The organism is Pseudohalocynthiibacter aestuariivivens, assembly GCF_018457175.1.
In the GTDB taxonomy this organism is placed as follows: domain Bacteria; phylum Pseudomonadota; class Alphaproteobacteria; order Rhodobacterales; family Rhodobacteraceae; genus Pseudohalocynthiibacter; species Pseudohalocynthiibacter aestuariivivens.
Map to the genome: position 1 here is coordinate 36,364 of NZ_JAGFNU010000014.1, position 19,916 is coordinate 56,279.

Here is a 19,916-nt window from a genome sequence, read left to right on the forward strand (position 1 = left end):
ATGGAGGCGCTGAGCGCCGTTTTTACCATTGACGGTATTTGGCTGCTGGTGATTGGCGCTTCTATCGCAGGTTTGGTGCGGGGCTTTTCAGGCTTTGGAACCGCAATGGTTTACCTGCCGTTAGCAGGGCAGGTCATACCGCCCTTTGAGGCGCTGACCACGATGATCATTATGGATATGTTCGGCCCAATACCCATTGTGCCGCGCGCATTGCGTGATGGTCATCCGCGCGATGTCCTGCGGCTGGGAATGGGTATGGTTGTTACGCTGCCCCTTGGTGTTTTGCTGTTATCCGTGATCGCTGCAGAAGTCTTTCGATATGGCGTTTCATTTGTGTCGCTTGCACTGCTAGGTCTTCTTGTTGCAGGTGTGAGGTATAATAAACCTTTAAAAAACCACATGATGTTTGCCGCAGGCGGACTTGCCGGATTTCTTGGTGGCAGTGTTGGCCTGGCCGGGCCCCCGGTGATCATGCTTTACATGGCGAGCCCACATCCAGCCGAAGTCATTCGCGCAAATACGCTGCTGTTCCTCATCCTTGCAGATATCTCTATGATTGTCGTATTCCAGATCGGTGGTCATCTTGTGGTTTCGGCAATCTTTACGGGTATCATTTTGGTCGTTCCGTACCTGTTGGCCAATCTCGCTGGGGCTGCTATTTTCAAACCGGGCCGGGAACGGGTTTACCGTACTGTTGCCTATCTGATTATCGCGGTTTCCGCCCTGTCTGGGCTACCGTTGTTTGACTAAGGATGCTGCTGTGCAACTGAACGAAATGAACTTTGCCGACGCTTTACCAATAGAAGGATACGGTCCGGGCTTTTTTAGGGTCGGCGGGAAGGTCTACAATAACGCCATTCTGGTGATGCCTACCGGGGTAGTGGAATGGCAGGGCTACGACGATTCGGAATCACTGTTGGCGAAAGCCGACGAGATTGACGTGCTGTTCATCGGCACAGGCGCTGAAATAGCCCATATACCCGCACACCTTAGGACGGCGCTTGAAGCTGCAGAGATTGGCGTCGAAACCATGGCCAGCCCGTCTGCCTGCAGAACCTATAATGTTTTGTTGTCAGAAGGCCGTAGAGTCGCAGCCGCGTTACTATGTGTGTGATCGCGCTTTTCGCTGTCGCTTCTTTAGGCTAAGCCCTTACCCATGAGTTTTTCCATTTCCAACCTTGCTTGTGCCCGTGGCGGTATTCCGGTGCTGGAAGGGGTGTCTTTTACGCTGGAAGCAGGGCAAACGCTGCTGTTGCGCGGGCCAAATGGTATTGGAAAAACAACGCTGTTGCGCACAATTGCCGGGCTACAGCCTGCTGCTCACGGATCAATTACACCTGGCGCAGATCAGATCGCATATGCCGCGCACGCAGATGGGTTGAAGGCGACCCTGACTGTCAAAGAAAACCTGCGGTTTTGGGCAGATGTTTTTGGCTGTGATGATATCGAACCCGCGCTTGTCGCGTTCAACTTGACAGAGCTCAGAACGCGACTTGCGCACAACCTGTCTGCTGGCCAGAAACGCCGCCTTGGGCTCGCGCGGCTTTTGGTGACCGGGCGGCCCATTTGGGCACTTGATGAGCCAACGGTTTCGCTTGATCAGGAAAGTGTTGGCTTGTTCGCCACAGCTGTTGCCGCGCATTGCCGGGCAGGGGGCATAACGCTGATTGCGACACATATCGACCTTGGCATTGAAGCCGAGGCTCTGGACCTGACGCAGTTTCGGGCCGATCGGCAGTCAGAAGATCATTTTGATGAGGCGTTTTTATGATCGCGCTTTTGATACGAGATCTGAGACAGGCAACACGCGCAGGCGGCGGCTTTGGTCTGGCGCTGGCTTTCTTCCTGATCGTCACGGTTCTTGTTCCATTTGGCGTAGGTCCTGAGAGTGCGGTCCTGGCGCGCATCGCTCCGGGCGTTTTATGGGTTGGCGCACTTTTGGCCTGCCTGCTTTCGCTTGACCGCATCTTTGCGCTGGATTTCGAGGATGGCTCGCTCGATTTGCTGGCGACTGCGCCAATCCCCATGGAGGCGGTTGTGGTTATCAAGGCATTGGCGCATTGGCTGGTCACTGGGGTGCCGCTGACACTTGCAGCACCTGCGCTTGGGGTCTTGCTGAACCTACCTCAGGGTGGGTATGGCTGGCTTGTCCTGACGCTGGCTCTCGGGACACCGGCACTTTCGATGATTGGCACCTTTGGCGCCGCTTTGACGGTTGGGTTGAAACGCGGTGGGCTGTTGCTTTCGCTGCTTGTTCTTCCACTTTATGTGCCCACATTGATCTTTGGTGCGGAGGCGCTGACCCGTGGCTTAGCCAGTCTAGATAACGCGACACCGCTTCTGATGCTGGCAGGAATTACCTTTGGAGTCATTGCAATCCTACCCTTCGCCGCGGCTGCGGCAATCCGCATCAATTTACGATAGGCCGAATGCGGTTATGATCACCCGCAACAACCAAAAAGAACCATAGGTAAACGCGATGTCGCTTTGGGAATATGCAAATCCGAAAAAGTTCATGCAGACCTCGCAGGTCTTGCTGCCATATTTTGCTGTGCTGGCTGCGGTTTGTCTGGTTATCGGTCTTGTCTGGGGATTTTTCTTTACCACTGACGACTATCGGCAGGGTGCCACAGTCAAAATCATATATCTGCATGTTCCCGCTGCGATGATGGCAATAAATGCCTGGGTGATGATGCTGATCACTTCGCTGGTCTGGCTTGTGCGGCGTCACCATGTGTCTGCTCTGGCGGCAAAGGCGGCAGCGCCGATTGGGCTTGTGATGACTTTGATTGCCTTGATAACAGGTGCGGTCTGGGGACAGCCCATGTGGGGGACATGGTGGGTTTGGGACCCGAGACTTACGTCTTTCCTGATCCTGTTTTTGTTTTACCTTGGCTATATCGCGTTGTGGGAAGCGGTGGAAAACCCTGATACCGCTGCGGACCTTACCTCGATTCTATGTCTTGTTGGGTCCGTTTTTGCGCTGCTTAGCCGTTATGCAGTGAATTTCTGGAATCAGGGGCTGCACCAAGGCGCTTCACTTTCGCTTGATGAAGAAACCAACGTTCATAACGAATATTACCTGCCGTTGCTTTTCTGTATTGCGGGGTTTGTTCTGTTGTTTGTCGCGCTTGTTCTGCTGCGCACACGGACAGAGATACGCTCACGCCGCATACAGGCAATCATGGCACGAGAGAGGCTTGGATGATGCCCGATCTTGGAAAATATGCTTTAGAAGTTTCTGCAGCCTACGGCGCTAGTATTTTGCTTCTGCTGTCACTAGTTCTAATGAGTTGGACAAAAGGGCGTAAAGTACGCCACCAACTTAGAGAATTGGAAAAGAGGCGCGCAAAACGTGACTAAACTGAATCCCCTGATGGTTGCTCCACCGTTGGTTTTCGCTGCGTTCGCGCTGATGTTTTATTTTGGCCTTGGTAAGGATGATAGCCACCCCTCTGCCAGACAGGGAGGGCCTGCTCCTGCTTTGTTTTTAAGCCCTGTTGGACCTGAACCCACCTTTGGTGATGCAGAGTTGCGCGAACCGGGAGTAAAACTGGTAAATGTTTGGGCCAGCTGGTGCACACCTTGCCGCGCTGAGCATCCAATCCTCGTGATGCTGGCCGAAGAAGGCTTGCCGATTTACGGGATCAACCGTGATACGGATGTGGACAAGGCGCTTGATTTTCTGGAGGAGCTTGGCAATCCGTATACTGCGCTTGGCATGGATCAGGGTGCTCGCACCGCGATTGAATGGGGTGCGACAGGGGTGCCGGAGACCTTTATCATCGACAGCGAAGGTATCGTTGTCTTGCGGTTTGCCGGGCCAATCACGCAACGGGTTCTGGAAAGTACGGTTCGACCAGCGATAGAAGCCGCCAAATAGATAGGTTTGAGGTCAAAGGGACGTGATGTTCTGGTTCGCACTTTTCATTGGCGCAATCCTCTTCCTGATTGCAGCGATACATCTCATCTGGGCCTTTCGGATCTGGTGGCCCGGCGGGGACGAAGAAAGCCTCGCGCGCAGCGTTGCAGGATTTCGAAACATCAGAAAGATGCCCAGTGCATTGCAATGTGGCGCCGTATCGTTTGCGATGGTGGGTGCTGCCGCTGCAGTCATTTATCTAGGGGCAGGGTCACCGTTTGGTGGGTCAGTCTGGCTGCAAACGCTTTGTGCGCTTATTGCAGCAGTGTTTCTGACAAGGGGTGTTTTAGGGTTCACGCAGTTTTGGGCGGGCCTTACACCGGAATTTCCATTTCGCACTTTAGACAGAAAATACTATTCGCCACTGTGCATTCTGCTTGGCGTCGGTATTGTTATGATTTTGATCTTGGGGTGACAGAACTTACAGAGCCAGTGCAAGAAGCACAGCAGCTTCCAGCAGGACAATCGGGATCCCGAACTTAATAATGAGGCGATTTTGTGGCACTCTTAGATCTATCATGCCTTTCTATCTAAAGTATAACTCTTAACAAAAATATAGGGGGCGCTCGAAAACGCCCCCCAAAACTGGAAACAATGTGTTTCGTTGAGGATCAGCTTTTGGCCAAATTCCGCAGCACATAGTGCAAAACACCACCATTTTCTATGTATTCGATCTCTACTTCCGTATCGATACGGCATTTCAGCTGTATCTCTTTCGACGATCCGTCGGCATATTTGATTGTTGCAGGAACATTTGAAAGCGGTTTGAGATCGCCGTCTAAACCTGTGATTGTCACAGTTTCGTCACCTTTCAGGCCGAGAGAGGTACGATTGTCTCCACCAGTGAATTCAAACGGGATAACCCCCATTCCGACAAGATTCGAACGGTGAATGCGTTCAAAACTTTCTGCGACCACCGCTTTCACACCCAACAGGGCTGTGCCCTTGGCTGCCCAGTCACGGGAAGACCCTGCACCATATTGTTCGCCAGCGAAAATCACCAGCGGAGTGCCTGCCTCCTGATAGGCCATTGCAGCATCAAAAATCGCTGCTTGTTTCCCATCCGGGCCCTTGGTGTAGCCGCCCTCAACACCATCCAGCATTTCGTTTTTGATACGGATATTGGCAAATGTACCGCGCATCATAACTTCGTGGTTTCCGCGTCGCGATCCGTAAGAGTTGAACTCGCGCACGGGCACTTGCCGGTCAACAAGATACTTCCCGGCCGGTGTCGTGTCCTTAAACGATCCAGCGGGGCTGATGTGGTCGGTTGTGACCATGTCGCCAAGGATTGCCAGGACTTTTGCATCTGTCACGTTTGAGATAGTGCCAGCTTCTTTTGACATGCCCTGAAAGTAAGGCGGGTTTTGCACATAGGTTGATGTGGTGGGCCAGTCATAGGTCAGGCTGTCAGTCGTTTCGACAGATTGCCATTTTTCATCGCCTTTAAAGACGTCGGCATATTTCGACTGGAACGCTTCACGTGTGACGGTTTTTTCAACCAGTTCCGCAATTTCTTGTGTCGTTGGCCAGATGTCTTTCAGGTAGACGTCGTTGCCGTCTTTGTCCTGTGCGATCGGGTCTGACGCAAGATTGATGTCCATCGTGCCAGCAAGCGCATAAGCAACCACAAGCGGCGGAGAGGCAAGATAGTTTGCACGGACATCCGGGCTGATGCGGCCTTCAAAGTTCCGGTTGCCAGAAAGCACAGAGGTTGCCACCAGATCACCTTCGGCAATCGCTTCGGACAGTTCTTTCTGGATCGGGCCAGAGTTGCCGATACAAGTTGTGCAGCCATAGCCAACAAGGTTGAAACCAATGGCGTCCAGATCTTTTTGCAGGTCCGCCGCTTCAAGATAGGCGCTCACGACCTGTGAACCGGGTGCCAGAGAGGTTTTAACCCAAGGTTTACGGCCCAGGCCAAGTGCCGCTGCTTTGCGTGCCACAAGGCCTGCTCCGATCATCACGTAAGGGTTGGAGGTGTTGGTACAAGAGGTGATCGAGGCAATCACAACCTTGCCGGATTCCATCGTGTAATCTTCACCGGCAACAGCAACCTCCTTGCCCATGGGGCGCTTAAAGGTCTCTTCCATTTCTTTTTGGAACGCAGTCTTTGCCTGATCAAGCGCGACATAGTCTTGTGGGCGTTTAGGACCCGAAATCGCAGGTACGATTGTCCCCATATTAAGATGCAGCGTATCCGTGTAAATCGGAGCGTAGTCATCGCCGCGCCAGAAACCGTTTTCTTTTGCATAGGCTTCGACAAGCGCTATCCGGCCCTCGTCGCGGCCAGACGTGCGCAGGTAGCGCAGCGTTTCGTTATCGACCGGGAAGAAGCCACAAGTCGCGCCATACTCGGGCGCCATGTTGGCAATGGTCGCGCGATCTGCCAGCGGCAGGCGATCAAGCCCTTCACCGTAAAACTCGACGAATTTTCCGACAACGCCTTTGGCGCGCAGCATTTCGACAACTTTGAGAACCAGATCAGTGCCTGTTGTGCCTTCGCTCATGTCACCGGTCAGTTCAAATCCGACTACTTCGGGGATCAGCATGGAAATGGGCTGGCCAAGCATTGCAGCCTCAGCCTCAATGCCACCAACACCCCAGCCTAGAACGGCGAGGCCGTTTACCATTGTGGTGTGGCTGTCGGTACCAACGAGCGTGTCAGGGTAGGCAACGTTTTCGCCGTTTTGGTCCACATCGGTCCAGACCGTCTGCGACAGGTATTCGAGGTTCACCTGATGGCAGATACCGGTTCCGGGGGGAACAACACGAAAGTTGTTAAACGCGGACTGGCCCCATTTCAGGAATGTGTAGCGTTCGATGTTACGTTCATATTCGCGGTCAACGTTCATCTGAAACGCGCGGGGGTTGCCGAACTCATCAATCATGACCGAGTGGTCGATCACAAGATCAACCGGGTTCAGCGGGTTGATCTTTTCAGGATCACCACCAAGGCCCATGATTCCGTCGCGCATGGCTGCAAGGTCAACAACGGCAGGAACGCCAGTGAAATCCTGCATCAGAACACGCGCGGGGCGATAGGCGATTTCGCGCGGGTTTTTGCCACCCTGGACTGCCCACTCGCTAAACGCCTTGATGTCATCAACGGAAACGGTTTTGCCGTCTTCAAAGCGAAGCATATTTTCAAGCACCACTTTAAGCGCGGCGGGTAATTTGGAAAAATCGCCAAGTCCGGCCGCCTCGGCGGCAGGGATGGAATAATAGGAAATGCTCTCAGAGCCGACTTTCAATGTTTTGCGGGTTTTAGAACTATCGCGTCCAACGGTGATGGGCATCGTGGCCTCCCTCAAATGATTTCGGGGTATTGTTAAGGCTGGTATTGCCTTAACATTGGCGTTCATTCAAGAGGAGATGTGCACTTTTGTATACTATTGTACACAATTATCACAATCCTCACGCGTTTGTAACAAGAATTAGAGTATTCTCGCAAAACCTTGATTGGTGTTCGGCGCAACTGTGATTTAGCAAGGGGTAAGTACGAAGGAAGAGTAAGCATGAGAAAACAGCTGTTCAGCGCAATTATTGGGTTATGGGTCGCGGTTGCAGGCGGTACGCAAGCGCAATCCGATCCGGTTGTGCTTGAGCTTTACACCTCACAAGGGTGTTCTTCATGCCCACCGGCCGACGCGTTGCTTACATCACTTGCAGACCGGGAGGATGTGATCGCGCTTGCGCTTCATGTTGATTACTGGGACTACATCGGTTGGGTCGATAGTTTCGGAGATCCTGCTTATACCGCGCGACAAAAAGCCTATGCACGCGCTGCAAACAAACGGATGGTTTACACGCCGCAGATGATTGTCGGCGGAAAGGACCATATTGTTGGTCACGAGCCTGAAGAAGTGGCTGCAACGCTGCAGCGACACGCTTCACAAACAAACAATCCGGGCGTTTCTCTGGAACGACGGGGGCAATCATTGAATGTTACTTTGGAGCCTTCCGGCCAGGTGCTTGGACCGCTTGTTGTGCAACTGGTTCGCTATACGCCATCTTCAACAGTTAACATTCGACGCGGAGAGAATGCTGGACGGTCAATCACCTATTCGAATATTGTAACGTCGTGGGAAAATATCCGAAACTGGGATGGCCGCCGGGCACTTTCTTTTCCTGTTCCGGCACTTGGCTCTGACCCGGTCGTCGTGATCGTGCAAAAGGCTAATCATGGGGCGATCGTTGCATCCGCGCGTTTACGCTGAAGCTCTGCATTTATAAAACTTAGCCTTTAAACAGGGGCAGACCGAGTTTCGTTCTACCGTTTCTTGTTAAATAAGTATGCAGGTCAGGACGGTAATTTTGCGATACCTGTGCCAATCATGCTGTCGCGACTCACCAGTTCAGCAAGTTCTTCCTCGGTCATGTTCTCTGTTCCGTCCGGGCGCACAGGTATTACAATATAGCGCATATCTGCAGTTGAATCATGAACCCGAACCGTTGTTTCGGCGGGTAGTTCCAAACCAAACTCAGCCAGAACTTTGCGCGGCTCTTTCACAACGCGTGACCGGTAGGCCCTTGTTTTATACCAATCGGGTGGCAAGCCAAGCAGGTTGCGCGGATAGCAGGAACACAAAGTGCAAACTACGACATTGTGGATATCTTCAGTGTTTTCCAGCGCAATAAGGCGCAACGTGCCGATGTCGAAACCCATTTCACGGCTGGCTCTGGACGCGTTTTCCAGCAACCGTGCCTTAAAGGCTGGATCTACCCAGGCACGTGCAACGACAGCGGCGCCGTTCGCAGGAGACCGGGCATCCATCGTGTCTATCTGAGAGGCAATTTCAGTGGCCGTTGTAACACCCTTTTCGATCAAAAGTTCGCGCATCGCGATCTCCATACACTGCCAATAGGTCAGTGGTTCGTCATTGTCTTTGCGGTACGGGTGCCCCGAAGGGCTCAGGTGGTCATGGTGATCATGGGGCATCATGTGTTTCCGGATATTCTAGCCAATGGGCAAAGATTTCTGCGTCCAGCGTATCGTTCGGGTATTCTGTGTCACTTCCCCAGACTTCAGCCATTGAGAAACGTACCCGGACCAACGGGATTTTTTCGGCAGGCAAGCCATAGGCAAGCTGTTCAGGGTTGCCAAATGCGCCAAGCTTGCGCTCGACAAAGCCAGTTTTTCCCCGCAGATATGCGGGCGCTCGCACATGCCCAGGGGGCATCATGTGTTTTACACGAACACGCTCAGCCATGCGCGGCCTCGCCGTAGGTTTCACCACGCGTTGCGATCTCTTCCATGCGCTCGCCAAGTTCGGTTGGGGTGTAAACCCCGGCCTCTACAAGGTTTTGATTGAGCGAAGCAACCCACCGTTCGTAGTAGCTCATCGTTTCAAATGCGTCTTCGCCCATATCCTCGAGAGCACGGCGCAGGCCATCTACGGTAAAATGTCCCTTGGCAGAGCAAAGCACCATAAGTGCGTCGATACGCTTTTCCCAAAGCGCAAAGTCGTGATCTTCCTTCGGAACCGGCCCAGCGGCCTGTCCCCCCATATCGTGCCAGCGGCGTCCATCATTCTGTTTCATGCAGTAAGGCTAAGCATAGGTTCCGGAACTGTCCAGATCACATTTTGTTCAGATTTCGTTTCTCTCGGCATCTTCTTCGATCGCAATCGTAATCTCCCCGCTGGTGGCAAGTTTCTGGATCTCCGCAATGACAACACTCATTGCCGTTTCCGCAATAGGTTCTTGAACCGCACGCATATCTTCAATCATTGTCCGAAGTTGGTCAGCCATACGTTTCGGCATGTTATCAAGCACATAGTCAACAACCAATCCATCGTCATTTGCCTGGGCAGCCGTCAATGCAGTTGCCAGATCTTTCTGTTCTAGCCCGCGTATAATTTTTGGGATATCGCGCGCATCAATGCGTGACGGAATGTCAGCAAAGGTGAAAATGGCTTTTCGCACTCTGCTTGCAAACTCTGCGTCTGTTTCTTCCAGCCCGACCAAGACATCGTCACGCGTGGTCGAAAAGGAGGAGTTTAATATTGCACTCACGCGCTCCACAGGTTCTTCAGAGAAGATAGAGACCGGACGCGCATCAATTTGGGTGACGACAGATTTTCCAATTCGTTCTAACGCATCTTTAGTGACACCACCTGTCATGGAGATCGCATAGACAATGCGTCGCGCTTTTGGACCTGGAATGAGGCCCAGTAGTTCTGCTGATTTTGCAACGTTTAACTTTGAAAGAATAACAGCACAGACCTCAACGCTTTCTTCAAAAAGGATGGATAAAAGGTCTGAGTTTTTAGTTTCCGCTATACGTTCCCACGGATCGTTTTGGCTATGTGATCCAACTCCACGCCGTAGTCGCCCGGCGGCGACGGGGCTGATTGACCCATCCAATAAGGAAAGAGCACCTTCCAGCCCGCCACTAAACGCCATCCCAACCGATTCCAGTTCTGTCAAGAATTCTTGGAGTACGTCGTGTAGCGTTTTCCTGTCTACCAGACGCAAAGCGCCAATATGTTCTGTCAGGTCGGCCTGAAGCTGTTCCGGCAGTTTTGCTAAGGAAAGTGTCGCCCCCTCACCAAGCAGGAGCCGAACAACGATTGCTGCCTTTTGTTTGCGGGTAAGATTGCTCGCCGTCGTTGGAAAGCTGGGGGCAGGGCCGCCCGAAAGTTCAGGTTGGGGGGGGCTCATGGGGTCTCTCCGGTTCACGTCGCGGTATATTGGCAGCGAAGCGTTAAGAGACCCCTTAAAACGTTTCTAAGTGACCTAGTCCTTGCCGAAGACTCGCGCAAATATCGTATCGACATGTTTGGTATGATAGCCAAGGTCGAATTTGTCTTCGATTTCTTCTGCACTTAGCGCTTTTAGAACATCCGCATCACCCAGTAGCTCTGTCTTGAAATCTTTACCTTCTTCCCAGACTTTCATCGCGTTTTTTTGCACGAGCTTGTAGCTGTCTTCGCGGCTGACACCGGCTTGCGTCAGGGCCAGCAGAACACGCTGAGACATAACCAGGCCACGGAATTTATTCATATTGGCGAGCATGTTGTCGGGATAGATCACCAGCTTGTCTATGACCATGGTCAGGCGCGCGAGTGCGAAGTCGAGCGTAATGGTGGTGTCAGGTCCGATATTGCGTTCAACGGATGAGTGCGAAATATCGCGTTCGTGCCAGAGCGCAACATTCTCCATCGCGGGAACAACCGCCATGCGGACAAGGCGCGCAAGACCGGTAAGGTTTTCGGTCAACACAGGGTTGCGTTTGTGCGGCATCGCGGATGATCCCTTTTGCCCTTTTGAGAAAAACTCCTCGGCCTCAAGCACTTCGGTGCGCTGCATATGGCGGATTTCGATGGAGACATTCTCGATTGAACTCGCAACCACCCCAAGGGCTGCAAAGAACGCCGCGTGACGGTCGCGCGGAATGACCTGAGTTGAAATTGGTTCTGGTTCCAATCCCAGTTTCGCGCAGACGTGTTCTTCTACCGCAGGATCAATATTTGCGAATGTGCCAACAGCACCCGAAATTGCACCAGTCGCAATCTCTTTCCTCGCCTTCTTCAACCGGTTCAGGTTGCGGTCCATCTCTGCATAGAACCGCGCGAAGGTCAGGCCCATTGTTGTTGGTTCGGCATGAATTCCGTGGGACCGGCCGATGCGCACCGTATCCTTGTGCTCATAGGCGCGGCGCTTCAGGGCGGCGAGCAATTTGACCATATCTTCGATCAGAATATCGGTCGCCTTGACAAGCTGCACGTTGAAACAGGTATCCAGCACATCGGAACTGGTCATCCCCTGATGAACAAAACGCGCGTCATCGCTTCCGACATGTTCCGCGAGATGCGTAAGAAAGGCGATAACGTCGTGTTTTGTCACGGCCTCAATCTCGTCGATCCGCGCTACATCAAATTCCACGTCCTTGGCTTTCCAGACGGCGTCAGCATTCGCGCGCGGGATCACACCCAGATCGGCCTGTGCGTCGCAGGCATGTGCCTCGATCTCATACCAGATGCGGAATTTGGTTTCTGGCGACCAGATGGCAACCATTTCAGGGCGGGAATAACGGGGGATCATGTTAAAGGCCTTTTGAATTGAGACAGGGCGCGGGTTCTCTTAGACTGACGCGGTGTCTACAGCAAGCACCCCGGAGGTCCCATGCGGCGCGCTGTCCTTATTTTCTCGATTATTTGGCCTGCGGTTGCCCTTGCCGAAAACTGGGAACCACTTGAAGCAGAAGGTATCAAAAAGGCGCTGATCGACAAAGGCATAACTTATGAGGCCGCAACACAGTATTTTTATGCCTCTGGTCGAACCCTATATAATGCAGGCGCAGATAGTTGGGGATACTGGCGTGTTGAAGAAGACCGCTATTGCTCTCAGTGGCCACCCAGTGACCTTTGGGCATGCTATGATATGGAAATATCTGGTCAGAGTATTCGGTTTCTGGGGGAACATGGGTATATCACTATCGGAGTCCTGGCGGAGTGAGAAGGGGGCCAAAGCAGCTTATGGATTTTTGCGGCTCCTGGTGGTTAGGTCGTGAGATAATCGACCTAAAAACCGGGCTGCGGGGATATATGGATGGAATGGCAACATTTGAACCCGACAGTTCGTCGCTTCGGTACATCGAAGTCGGGCGTTTGGTCTATGCAGGGCAACCTCAATTGCGGGCGTCGCGTCGGTATTGGTGGCAACCACGCCCCGGTGGCATTGATATCTGTTTTGACAATGGGCAATTCTTTCATCGCCTTGATATAACGCAACGCACCACAAAGGCAGAACACGTATGTGCTGAGGATACTTATAACGTATTGTATGACTTTTCGGAGTGGCCAGTCTGGTCAGCCACATGGCATGTTGCCGGACCGCGAAAACTCTACACTATGACATCCAGCTATTACGCCGCAGGTGATATCGGTTAAGGCGTTTTGCCTACGCCGTGGCTAAAGAGGTTTCGATCTCTGAACTGCTTTCAAGCGTTTTGTGCACCGGGCATTTATCAGCAATTTCCAGCAATCTTTGTCGCTGATCATCTGTCAGGTTGCCAGTCAGGTGAATTTTTCGTTGAAAGGTGTCGATCTTAGTGTTGGCGCCATTGCCCGCATCCTGGGCATGAACCTTGTCGTGCGTTACATCCACACTGACGTGTTCCAGCGGCCATTCTTTTCTACGCGCGTACATGCGGATTATCATCGATGTGCAGGCCCCAAGACCCGCAGCCAGATAGCCGTAGGGCGACATGCCTTTGTTGGTGCCACCATAGGCTAGTGGTTCATCCGCAACAGTATGATGAAGCGGGCCAGCGTTCACATCCTGCAAGAAACCTTCGGGATCAGCCTCTGCTACGCGAACCACACCCTCAGGGGCACCTATTGGGGGTGCAGGCGGGCGCAGGTCCATGTAGCGGCCTGCCCAAGCTGCGATCACCTCGGCCGCATATTCCGCATCTGCCGAATTGGTTATCAGATGATCCGCATTGTCGAGCGTGACAAAGCTTTTCGGATGACGCGCTGCGGTGAAAATTTGCGTTGCGTTTTCGACGCCAACAATTGTGTCGCGCGGGGCGTGCATAACAAGCAAAGCGCGTTTCAGCCCGGCGATGGCGGGTGCCAGGTTTTCGGCGGCGACATCTTCAACAAACGCGCGCCCGATGCGAAAGGGGCGTCCGCCAAGGTTAACTTCGGCGGTGCCTTCGGCTTGTATTTTCGGCAAGGCATCAGCGAAATTATGCGTGACGTGACCGGGGTCAAACGGTGCACCCAAGGTTACAACAGCTTTTACACTTGGCAGCGAATCTGCAGCACGTAAAACCGCAGCTCCGCCAAGAGAATGACCAATCAACATCCCCGGAGCCATGTCCCGCTCTTTCAGATAGTTGGACGCTGCAACAAGATCAGAAACGTTCGAACTGAACGAGGTATTTTCAAATTCACCTTCCGAATGCCCAAGACCGGTGAAATCAAAGCGCAAGACAGCAATGCCCATTCCCGCGAGCCGCCCTGCAATCCTGCGTGCTGCGGGAATATCTTTTGAGCACGTAAAACAATGTGCAAATAAAGCGGTTCCCAGATGTGGTCCGTCTGGTAGATCCAGCCTGGCGGCAAGTTTAATGCCTGAATGTCCCGTAAAAGTCACGCGCTCGGTCGCCATTGGGATTCCTTTCTATCTGCCCGCACAAATTGGGCTGCAACCGCATTTAACACAAGGTATGTCACGGTTGCGTAACATGAAGGTGAGGGTGTGTGACTGAATTGCGGTTGTCGCCTTTATTGACTATGTCAATGTCATACGCGATTGGCTTTCGTATGATCAGAGGTTTTGAATGTTAAGATTTTTGGGTGTCGCGCTGTGTTTGTCACCAGTTCTGCCTTTGGTACTGGGTCTGACTGGTGGTCTTCATCCAATTGGCGATTCTTTTGCGGTTTTCCGTTGGCATTTCGCCGTTTTGACCGGCCTTGGTGCTTTGATATTATTCACCATGAGCTGGAAATGGCTAAAGGGTGTTGCCGCTGTCTGGTTTGGTGTGGCGATCTTTTTTGGCACAGGTGTCCTTTGGGCCGGGCTCGAACATCGAGTATCGGAAGAGGCAAAATACAGTCTCTACCAGAAAAACCTGTCCTTTCGTTTGGCTGACAAGCAAGCTGTTGTCTCCGATATCTTACAGCATAACCCGGATTTCGTGACGCTTCAGGAGGTCAATGAAGCGAATACCGAAGTGCTGTCAGCATTGGCTGGGCAATATCAAAGCCAACTCACGTGCGGGTTTTTATGGGTGGGGGCCGTTAGCGTTGCGTCGCGCTGGCCGATGGTTGAAGGGAGCGAGCGTTGTATTGAGCGTTTGGGCGCGGTTGCGATACAGGTGATAACCGCTGATGGGCCTCTCTGGCTTGTTTCGGTACACCTGCACTGGCCGTATCCTCATACCCAGGCCCGACAGATTGAACGGCTTCGGCCATTTCTGAATGGGCTTGACGGGAGGGTCGTTGTTGGTGGAGATTTCAACATGGTACCGTGGTCCTACGCCATGCATTCTCTGCTGGATTTAACGGAAACGGAGCGGGCAGGTGCTGTAAGTTACACCTATTCGCTCTTTAATGGTTTTCTTGAATTGCCGATCGATCACGTTTTGGTCCCGGCGACTGAAGGACAGGAAACACGCACACAGCTTCGACCACTTCTTGGGTCGGATCATATGGGCATTTTGGCGCGGTTTAAACTTTAACTACGTTGTTTTAGCTTATGATTTAAAACGATATATTGTTAACTACGTGAGCATTTTCGCTGAACAGGTTTAGCAGGATCAAAGGTTGCTCTGATCTGCTTAAAAATACCCCATCAAGCGCGAGTCAAAGGGATAAGTCGTCAGGTTTTCAAAACCGTCCTCTGTAATCAAGACCTGATCTTCGAGCTTGATTGAAAAATCACCGTCTTCCGGGCTAACCAATGCTTCAGAGCAAAGCACCATCCCGGCCTCCAGTTCATATTCAAAGGCTCCTTCAACGAATTGGTCTGGATAAGCAATCAGGGGCCATTCGTCGCACAACCCGACTCCATGCATTAAACAGCCGTATTTTTGTTTTTGAAACTGTTCGTCAAGCTTGTGACAGTTGTGCGTAAGATCACGCATCTGGACACCTGGTTTCAGCATTTCCATGTTTGTCATGATGTGTTCATGGGCGTGTTGCATGGCGTAAACCATGTCCGGGCGGGGGTCCGCGTCACCGACCCACCAACTGCGCGAAATATCAACACAGATTCCGTAGGAGCCGATCAGGTCAGTGTCAAATGAAAGAATTTCGTTGTTCTGAAGGATACGTGGGCCACATTCCTGAAACCACGGGTTGGTGCGTGGACCCGTGGACAGAAGCCGGGTTTCGATCCATTCGCCGCCCCGCTTGATGTTTTCAGCATGAAGGACAGCCCAGATTTCATCTTCGCTCATTCCGGGTTCACAAGCGCGTTCCATCTCTGCCACAGCATTTTCACAGGCGATCGAGGCGCAGCGCATTGCCAGAATCTCGTCCGGGCCTTTGACTGAGCGGGCCTTTTCGGTCAGTTCCTCGCCTTCCATGACTTCAAACCCCTGTGCAACAAGGGCGCGGTTTCCGTGAATTGTCGGTTTGTCGACACCAAGCCGCATGTTTCCGCAGGAATGTTTTTCGATCAGAATACGCACTTCGTTTGAAAAGGCATCAGCCGCCACATCCACCTTGTCGCCCCGGTCAAAGTAAAACAGGTCCGCGCCAGAGCGCTGCTCGCGCACCAATGGGTTGAATTTGCTGAGGAAAGGGGAATTCTTGTAGTCCCAGATCACCATATACCCATCCGCGCAAACCAGCACCGCACGAAAGGAATTATGTGTATTCCAAAGCTGCATATTAGTGCTGTCGGTTGCGTAGCGGATGTTCATCGGATCAAACATCAAAACGCCGCCGTAGTCTCGGGCATTGATGTGGCTTACCAATCGTTGGAGCCTGTAAGCACGCATCTTTTCAAGGTTGGGCAGAACAAGTTCCGCTGCTTCCCATTCGCGAAAGGCAAGTTGCGTCGGCCCAATTTCGACCCGGTCATTGTCATTTGGAGAACCGTCAGGCAGTTTGTCGCCGCGTGTTGGGTCGATCTTTCTTCTTTCGCGATAATGCGTGTTCATAGCTTTGGCTCCGTCGGTGCTGGCAAAACGATGAAATGCTTTCCCCGCATTGTCCTGCCTGAAACCGACCAAAACAGGGGTCGGTTTTGGTATAATAGGGCAGTTTTTGATGGAAGAAGACGAATTGGTTTTACAGGAAAGACTTCCATTTGCGCCTTGGCTTGATGCGCGAGCGCGCAAATTGCCGGGCATTATGCCGCTCGAGCGCCCTGTTTGGCTGACGATCGACGAGGCTTACAAGGGGCAACTGAAGCTAAAAGAAAAACTGTTGAAACACCGTTTTGATGAAGTTCATGCTGTATCAACCTCGGCGATGCCTGCAGCGCGAGAATTGCTGGATGTTGTCGTTTCTGAATTGTCAAAAATATCCGGTTTTGAAGTCGGGGATAGGTTTGTTATCCGACCGGATGGCGCCCGCGTCGATTGTTTAAAAGAACAACCGCTTGTGACATTGAGCAAACTTGTTCAGGAAGATTTTGTTATCCTTGAAAAACAGGACGACGAACATGTCATAACAGGCGCACTTTTGTGTTTTCCAGCCAGTTGGACCTTGTCACAGAAATTCCTGAAGCCTCTGGTCGCGGTTCATCAACCTGTCGAGTCGTATGACACAAACATCGCCAAACGTGTGCAGCGTCTTTTTGACGGCATAAAGGTTGGTCGCCCGATCTGGCGTGCAAATGCATTACACTATCATGATCCGGCCCTTTTTCAGCCGCGACTTGAAGAAGCTCCGAGGCAAAGGCCGAAAGGGCGTGCAAAGTATCTGCGTTCGGAACGGCAGACATTGGTGCGTCTACCCAAAACAAATACAGTTGTTTTCGCGATCCACACCTGCCTTGTTCGGTATGAGAACCTTACGCAGGAACAGAAAAACGGCTTACTCTGCTTTCAGATTGACGAGGTGGGCATATGAGCAAAGTACAAGAGCAGTATGAGGTCTTTCCGTACCCTGAACGTGACCCAAAAGATGAAAAAAAGCGGCTCGTTACCGGTTCACCTTCGCATCCGCTGGAAATTGATCATTTCGTATTTGGGGGCAAGCGTGATTGGTCAAAACCGCTGCGTGCGCTGGTTGCGGGGGGTGGCACAGGGGATGCGCTGATCCAGTTGGCGCAGGTGCTGAGTTCTGTAAACCGCCCTTATGAAATCACCTATATTGATCTCTCGTCTGCGTCACGCCAGATTGCTGAAAAACGTGCAGGCATCAGAGGTTTGAAAAACATCAATTTCGTGACCGGTAGCCTACTCGACGTGGCTGAGTTTGGCTTGTTTGACTATATTGATTGCTGTGGTGTTTTGCATCACTTGCCCGAACCCCAGCTTGGGTTTGATGCCCTGGCAGCCGCGCTCGCGCCAAGGGGCGGGTTGGGTTTTATGGTTTATGCACCTTACGGGCGAAACGGGGTTTATCCGCTGCAGGAAGCCTTTAGTCAGCTGCTTGATGGTTTGTCTCCTGAAAACCAATTGGCGCAGGCAAAAAAAATATTCCGTGCACTGCCAGACGGACATCCGTTTAAGCGTAATCCACATCTTGATGATTACAATCAAAGTGATGCGGGGTTCTTTGATTTGTTGCTTCATAGTCAGGACCGCCCCTATACCGTGAGGGATATAACTGAAGCGCTGAACCATGCCGGGTTGGGTTTGGTATCATTCACCCAGCCAGCGCTTTACGATCCGTCGCCATTGTTGCCGGATGGTTGCTTGGCGCCAGAAGATAGAACCGACGCGATGGAGATTGCGGAAAAACTGCGTGGGACAATAAAAACCCATGTCGGTTATGCGACCCGGATCGCCCAAGCGCCTGATGCGCTCGCAAAACACAGTGATCCCAACCAGATTCCACATATGAAAGGGGTGAATCCGCAGGCGCTGGCACGTGAAGTGGCGTCTAAGGGGCAGCTTCGTGTGGTTTTGGGTGCCGATAAAACCATTCTGAAAATTCCAAAGAACGCCGCACCATTGCTGGCACAGGTAGACGGTCGGAAATCCTTGGGTTTGATCGCAAAAACAGTGGAGCTGGATCAATTCAGTTTCAACGCGCAGTGGGGACCTGCGGCCAAGGCATTGGCAGGATATGGGCTTTTGCTTTATTCCCGGTTGCTTGTTTGACTTTAGACAGTCTTTCTATCCGGCTTGCTGATTTCGAGGACGTGTCAGGGTTCTAAACTGACCCGAAGGGCAGCCGGCTTAACAGTGTATTGCCCTCTGGGTTGTCTTCCACCGTTCCATCATCGAACAAGGGCTTGCGAGGATCGCCCCGAAAAACAATTTTTAGCAAAGCTTCCTGTGTCATGACCTGTGCAGGCCTCTTAAAGGTCACTGCAGATCTCGGGGCCAAGCTTTCCGGTCGTTGAGACCGGTCTTTTTTGATTGGTTTTGGTTTTGGTTTTTGGGTGTGTAAATAGGTAAGTTCTACAATGCCGTTCGGATGATCGTCATCAGGGGCGATATGGTTCACACGCACCTGATTCTTTTTATCACGTCCGAAACACTCACCGTCTGGCATTATTTCGCCTGTGTTTCGGTGGTACGCCATGAATTCGCTCAGATGTTCAAAAGCTTTCTCAAATGGCAGGAAGGTTTCATTATAAACCAGCGGTTTGCCGATAAATTGTGAAATATGATCGACACGAAATCCTGCAAGCAATGTGTCGTCCAGCTTTTCACCACTTGAAAACGGTTTTGGATGGACATAAAGCGCCAGCGGAAAATCAATATCACGCATCGACAGAAATTGTTGTGGGCAGAACATCTGTTTTGATTGGTGCCACAGAACCGCGTCAGGCTTATTGAAAGAAATGAGCGACGTAACGGCGTTTTGGCAGAGGTTCAGCTTTGTTTGAAAAGTTTCCGAAGTATTATTTTCGGAAGGCGAAGGGGTTTCACTGATCTGCGGTGCGCAATCCTGCCCGTCCCAGACCGTTACGGATATGTGCTTAGTATGGCCACTTATGATTGCTGTCATCTCAGCATGGCTCAGGGATGTCACTGGGGAGTTCAGAACATCGCTGAATTTTTCGGCAGTAAGCGGCTGGTCTTCATCACGAATCCGGATTGAAAACTCACCGTTAGAGTATACGGCGTAGACACCCGTTTCAATTTCGGTCGTTTCAAATTGAAGCTTTGTCTCGGAAAGATGCGCGTTTAACAAAGCATTGAGTTGTTTAAAATTCACGGGCTCCAAGCTGTGATACAAAAGAGCCGCTTCTATTTTATCTGGGCAATTCAAGGTCATGGGCAGTCTGCCTTAAGATGTTTCAACCTCAACCTAGGGGCGAAATAGGCCGGAAATCAGGCAGATTGCAGGAATTCCAAAGGCAAAAGAAAAAGGGCGCCCAACTGAGCGCCCTTTCTAATCTGTCT

At 51.9% G+C, this 19,916-nt stretch carries 23 protein-coding genes; 14 read left to right on the forward strand and 9 right to left on the reverse strand.

Annotated elements, in window-relative coordinates; translation table 11 throughout:
* Genes J4E70_RS16625 through J4E70_RS16660 form a run of 8 tightly spaced genes read left to right on the forward strand, consistent with a single transcriptional unit; the run spans position 1 to position 4,337 of the window.
* Positions 1-750 carry a sulfite exporter TauE/SafE family protein gene (locus J4E70_RS16625; RefSeq protein WP_213890778.1) on the forward strand — a complete coding sequence of 250 codons (750 nt, stop codon included), beginning with the start codon at positions 1-3 and terminating at the stop codon, positions 748-750.
* 10 nt (positions 751-760) lie between these two features.
* Entirely contained in the window at positions 761-1,114 is a 354-nt protein-coding gene (locus J4E70_RS16630; protein ID WP_213890779.1) for an Mth938-like domain-containing protein, read from the forward strand.
* A gap of 42 nt (positions 1,115-1,156) precedes the next feature.
* On the forward strand, positions 1,157-1,771 hold the full coding sequence (gene ccmA, locus J4E70_RS16635; RefSeq protein WP_213890780.1) for a heme ABC exporter ATP-binding protein CcmA: 615 nt from the start codon (positions 1,157-1,159) through the stop codon (positions 1,769-1,771).
* On the forward strand, positions 1,768-2,424 hold the full coding sequence (gene ccmB, locus J4E70_RS16640; RefSeq protein WP_213890781.1) for a heme exporter protein CcmB: 657 nt from the start codon (positions 1,768-1,770) through the stop codon (positions 2,422-2,424). Before ccmA ends, ccmB begins: the two co-directional genes overlap by 4 nt.
* 55 nt (positions 2,425-2,479) lie before the next feature.
* Positions 2,480-3,208, forward strand: a complete 729-nt coding sequence (locus tag J4E70_RS16645; RefSeq protein WP_213890782.1) for a heme ABC transporter permease — start codon at positions 2,480-2,482, stop codon at positions 3,206-3,208.
* Complete coding sequence (gene ccmD, locus J4E70_RS16650) at positions 3,208-3,363, forward strand: heme exporter protein CcmD (protein ID WP_343229478.1); 156 nt, start codon at positions 3,208-3,210, stop codon at positions 3,361-3,363. The genes J4E70_RS16645 and ccmD overlap by 1 nt, the downstream gene beginning before the upstream one ends.
* Complete coding sequence (locus J4E70_RS16655; protein WP_213890784.1) at positions 3,356-3,883, forward strand: DsbE family thiol:disulfide interchange protein; 528 nt, start codon at positions 3,356-3,358, stop codon at positions 3,881-3,883. The genes ccmD and J4E70_RS16655 overlap by 8 nt, the downstream gene beginning before the upstream one ends.
* A gap of 25 nt (positions 3,884-3,908) precedes the next feature.
* The gene (locus J4E70_RS16660; RefSeq protein ID WP_213890785.1) at positions 3,909-4,337 is read left to right on the forward strand and encodes a DUF3995 domain-containing protein; all 429 of its coding nucleotides are present in this window, start codon (positions 3,909-3,911) and stop codon (positions 4,335-4,337) included.
* A gap of 196 nt (positions 4,338-4,533) precedes the next feature.
* Here the strand turns inward: J4E70_RS16660 and acnA are convergent, their stop codons facing one another.
* Positions 4,534-7,221: an aconitate hydratase AcnA gene (gene acnA, locus J4E70_RS16665; RefSeq protein ID WP_213890786.1), complete on the reverse strand. Its 2,688-nt coding sequence runs from the start codon at positions 7,219-7,221 to the stop codon at positions 4,534-4,536.
* 219 nt (positions 7,222-7,440) lie between these two features.
* On the opposite strand from acnA, the gene J4E70_RS16670 reads away from it, so the two are divergent.
* Positions 7,441-8,142 carry a DUF1223 domain-containing protein gene (locus J4E70_RS16670; protein WP_213890787.1) on the forward strand — a complete coding sequence of 234 codons (702 nt, stop codon included), beginning with the start codon at positions 7,441-7,443 and terminating at the stop codon, positions 8,140-8,142.
* An 83-nt stretch (positions 8,143-8,225) separates the two neighbouring features.
* On the opposite strand, the gene nthA is transcribed toward J4E70_RS16670, so the two are convergent.
* The 5 genes from nthA to purB form a co-directional block, all read right to left on the reverse strand.
* Positions 8,226-8,864 (reverse strand): nitrile hydratase subunit alpha, encoded by a 639-nt coding sequence (gene nthA / locus J4E70_RS16675; RefSeq protein ID WP_213890788.1) that lies wholly within the window; start codon positions 8,862-8,864, stop codon positions 8,226-8,228.
* Positions 8,854-9,135 (reverse strand): SH3-like domain-containing protein, encoded by a 282-nt coding sequence (locus tag J4E70_RS19630; RefSeq protein WP_213890789.1) that lies wholly within the window; start codon positions 9,133-9,135, stop codon positions 8,854-8,856. The genes nthA and J4E70_RS19630 overlap by 11 nt, the downstream gene beginning before the upstream one ends.
* A complete protein-coding gene (locus J4E70_RS19635; protein WP_343229476.1) occupies positions 9,128-9,466 on the reverse strand; it encodes a ScnB-like protein in 339 nt (112 codons plus the stop codon). The genes J4E70_RS19630 and J4E70_RS19635 overlap by 8 nt, the downstream gene beginning before the upstream one ends.
* A 48-nt stretch (positions 9,467-9,514) precedes the next feature.
* Positions 9,515-10,588, reverse strand: coding sequence for a FliG C-terminal domain-containing protein (locus J4E70_RS16690; protein WP_213890790.1), 1,074 nt, complete (start codon positions 10,586-10,588; stop codon positions 9,515-9,517).
* 75 nt (positions 10,589-10,663) lie between these two features.
* Entirely contained in the window at positions 10,664-11,971 is a 1,308-nt protein-coding gene (purB, locus tag J4E70_RS16695) for an adenylosuccinate lyase (protein WP_213890791.1), read from the reverse strand.
* A gap of 81 nt (positions 11,972-12,052) precedes the next feature.
* Between purB and J4E70_RS16700 the strand changes: the two genes are divergently transcribed.
* Both J4E70_RS16700 and J4E70_RS16705 read left to right on the forward strand, forming a co-directional pair.
* Positions 12,053-12,385 (forward strand): hypothetical protein, encoded by a 333-nt coding sequence (locus J4E70_RS16700; RefSeq protein ID WP_213890792.1) that lies wholly within the window; start codon positions 12,053-12,055, stop codon positions 12,383-12,385.
* Positions 12,386-12,405: 20 nt separating this feature from the next.
* Positions 12,406-12,819 carry a DUF6314 family protein gene (locus J4E70_RS16705; RefSeq protein WP_213890793.1) on the forward strand — a complete coding sequence of 138 codons (414 nt, stop codon included), beginning with the start codon at positions 12,406-12,408 and terminating at the stop codon, positions 12,817-12,819.
* 10 nt (positions 12,820-12,829) lie between these two features.
* Here the strand turns inward: J4E70_RS16705 and J4E70_RS16710 are convergent, their stop codons facing one another.
* Positions 12,830-14,047: a bifunctional alpha/beta hydrolase/OsmC family protein gene (locus J4E70_RS16710; protein WP_213890794.1), complete on the reverse strand. Its 1,218-nt coding sequence runs from the start codon at positions 14,045-14,047 to the stop codon at positions 12,830-12,832.
* A 172-nt stretch (positions 14,048-14,219) separates the two neighbouring features.
* On the opposite strand from J4E70_RS16710, the gene J4E70_RS16715 reads away from it, so the two are divergent.
* Complete coding sequence (locus J4E70_RS16715) at positions 14,220-15,119, forward strand: endonuclease/exonuclease/phosphatase family protein (RefSeq protein WP_213890795.1); 900 nt, start codon at positions 14,220-14,222, stop codon at positions 15,117-15,119.
* 99 nt (positions 15,120-15,218) lie between these two features.
* Here J4E70_RS16715 and dddP read toward each other — a convergent pair whose 3' ends face one another.
* On the reverse strand, positions 15,219-16,547 hold the full coding sequence (dddP, locus tag J4E70_RS16720; protein ID WP_213890796.1) for a dimethylsulfonioproprionate lyase DddP: 1,329 nt from the start codon (positions 16,545-16,547) through the stop codon (positions 15,219-15,221).
* 109 nt (positions 16,548-16,656) lie between these two features.
* Here dddP and J4E70_RS16725 point away from each other — a divergent pair, with 109 nt between their 5' ends.
* Both J4E70_RS16725 and J4E70_RS16730 read left to right on the forward strand, forming a co-directional pair.
* On the forward strand, positions 16,657-17,463 hold the full coding sequence (locus J4E70_RS16725; protein ID WP_246531821.1) for a heme-dependent oxidative N-demethylase family protein: 807 nt from the start codon (positions 16,657-16,659) through the stop codon (positions 17,461-17,463).
* Positions 17,460-18,662 carry a class I SAM-dependent methyltransferase gene (locus tag J4E70_RS16730; RefSeq protein ID WP_213890797.1) on the forward strand — a complete coding sequence of 401 codons (1,203 nt, stop codon included), beginning with the start codon at positions 17,460-17,462 and terminating at the stop codon, positions 18,660-18,662. Before J4E70_RS16725 ends, J4E70_RS16730 begins: the two co-directional genes overlap by 4 nt.
* Positions 18,663-18,714: 52 nt before the next feature.
* Here the strand turns inward: J4E70_RS16730 and J4E70_RS16735 are convergent, their stop codons facing one another.
* Complete coding sequence (locus J4E70_RS16735) at positions 18,715-19,788, reverse strand: hypothetical protein (protein ID WP_213890798.1); 1,074 nt, start codon at positions 19,786-19,788, stop codon at positions 18,715-18,717.
* Positions 19,789-19,916: the final 128 nt, after the last annotated feature.

Bases quoted from the DNA above. Each gene is read 5' to 3' on its own strand.
- J4E70_RS16625 (WP_213890778.1), top strand. From the start codon at position 1: ATGGAGGCGCTGAGCGCCGTTTTTACCATTGACGGTATTTGGCTGCTG.
- ccmA (WP_213890780.1), top strand. From the start codon at position 1,157: ATGAGTTTTTCCATTTCCAACCTTGCTTGTGCCCGTGGCGGTATTCCG.
- ccmB (WP_213890781.1), top strand. From the start codon at position 1,768: ATGATCGCGCTTTTGATACGAGATCTGAGACAGGCAACACGCGCAGGC.
- J4E70_RS16645 (WP_213890782.1), top strand. From the start codon at position 2,480: ATGTCGCTTTGGGAATATGCAAATCCGAAAAAGTTCATGCAGACCTCG.
- ccmD (WP_343229478.1), top strand. From the start codon at position 3,208: ATGCCCGATCTTGGAAAATATGCTTTAGAAGTTTCTGCAGCCTACGGC.
- J4E70_RS16660 (WP_213890785.1), top strand. From the start codon at position 3,909: ATGTTCTGGTTCGCACTTTTCATTGGCGCAATCCTCTTCCTGATTGCA.
- acnA (WP_213890786.1), bottom strand. From the start codon at position 7,221: ATGCCCATCACCGTTGGACGCGATAGTTCTAAAACCCGCAAAACATTG.
- J4E70_RS16670 (WP_213890787.1), top strand. From the start codon at position 7,441: ATGAGAAAACAGCTGTTCAGCGCAATTATTGGGTTATGGGTCGCGGTT.
- nthA (WP_213890788.1), bottom strand. From the start codon at position 8,864: ATGCCCCATGATCACCATGACCACCTGAGCCCTTCGGGGCACCCGTAC.
- J4E70_RS19630 (WP_213890789.1), bottom strand. From the start codon at position 9,135: ATGGCTGAGCGTGTTCGTGTAAAACACATGATGCCCCCTGGGCATGTG.
- J4E70_RS19635 (WP_343229476.1), bottom strand. From the start codon at position 9,466: ATGAAACAGAATGATGGACGCCGCTGGCACGATATGGGGGGACAGGCC.
- J4E70_RS16690 (WP_213890790.1), bottom strand. From the start codon at position 10,588: ATGAGCCCCCCCCAACCTGAACTTTCGGGCGGCCCTGCCCCCAGCTTT.
- purB (WP_213890791.1), bottom strand. From the start codon at position 11,971: ATGATCCCCCGTTATTCCCGCCCTGAAATGGTTGCCATCTGGTCGCCA.
- J4E70_RS16700 (WP_213890792.1), top strand. From the start codon at position 12,053: ATGCGGCGCGCTGTCCTTATTTTCTCGATTATTTGGCCTGCGGTTGCC.
- J4E70_RS16705 (WP_213890793.1), top strand. From the start codon at position 12,406: ATGGATTTTTGCGGCTCCTGGTGGTTAGGTCGTGAGATAATCGACCTA.
- J4E70_RS16710 (WP_213890794.1), bottom strand. From the start codon at position 14,047: ATGGCGACCGAGCGCGTGACTTTTACGGGACATTCAGGCATTAAACTT.
- J4E70_RS16715 (WP_213890795.1), top strand. From the start codon at position 14,220: ATGTTAAGATTTTTGGGTGTCGCGCTGTGTTTGTCACCAGTTCTGCCT.
- dddP (WP_213890796.1), bottom strand. From the start codon at position 16,547: ATGAACACGCATTATCGCGAAAGAAGAAAGATCGACCCAACACGCGGC.
- J4E70_RS16725 (WP_246531821.1), top strand. From the start codon at position 16,657: ATGGAAGAAGACGAATTGGTTTTACAGGAAAGACTTCCATTTGCGCCT.
- J4E70_RS16730 (WP_213890797.1), top strand. From the start codon at position 17,460: ATGAGCAAAGTACAAGAGCAGTATGAGGTCTTTCCGTACCCTGAACGT.
- J4E70_RS16735 (WP_213890798.1), bottom strand. From the start codon at position 19,788: ATGACCTTGAATTGCCCAGATAAAATAGAAGCGGCTCTTTTGTATCAC.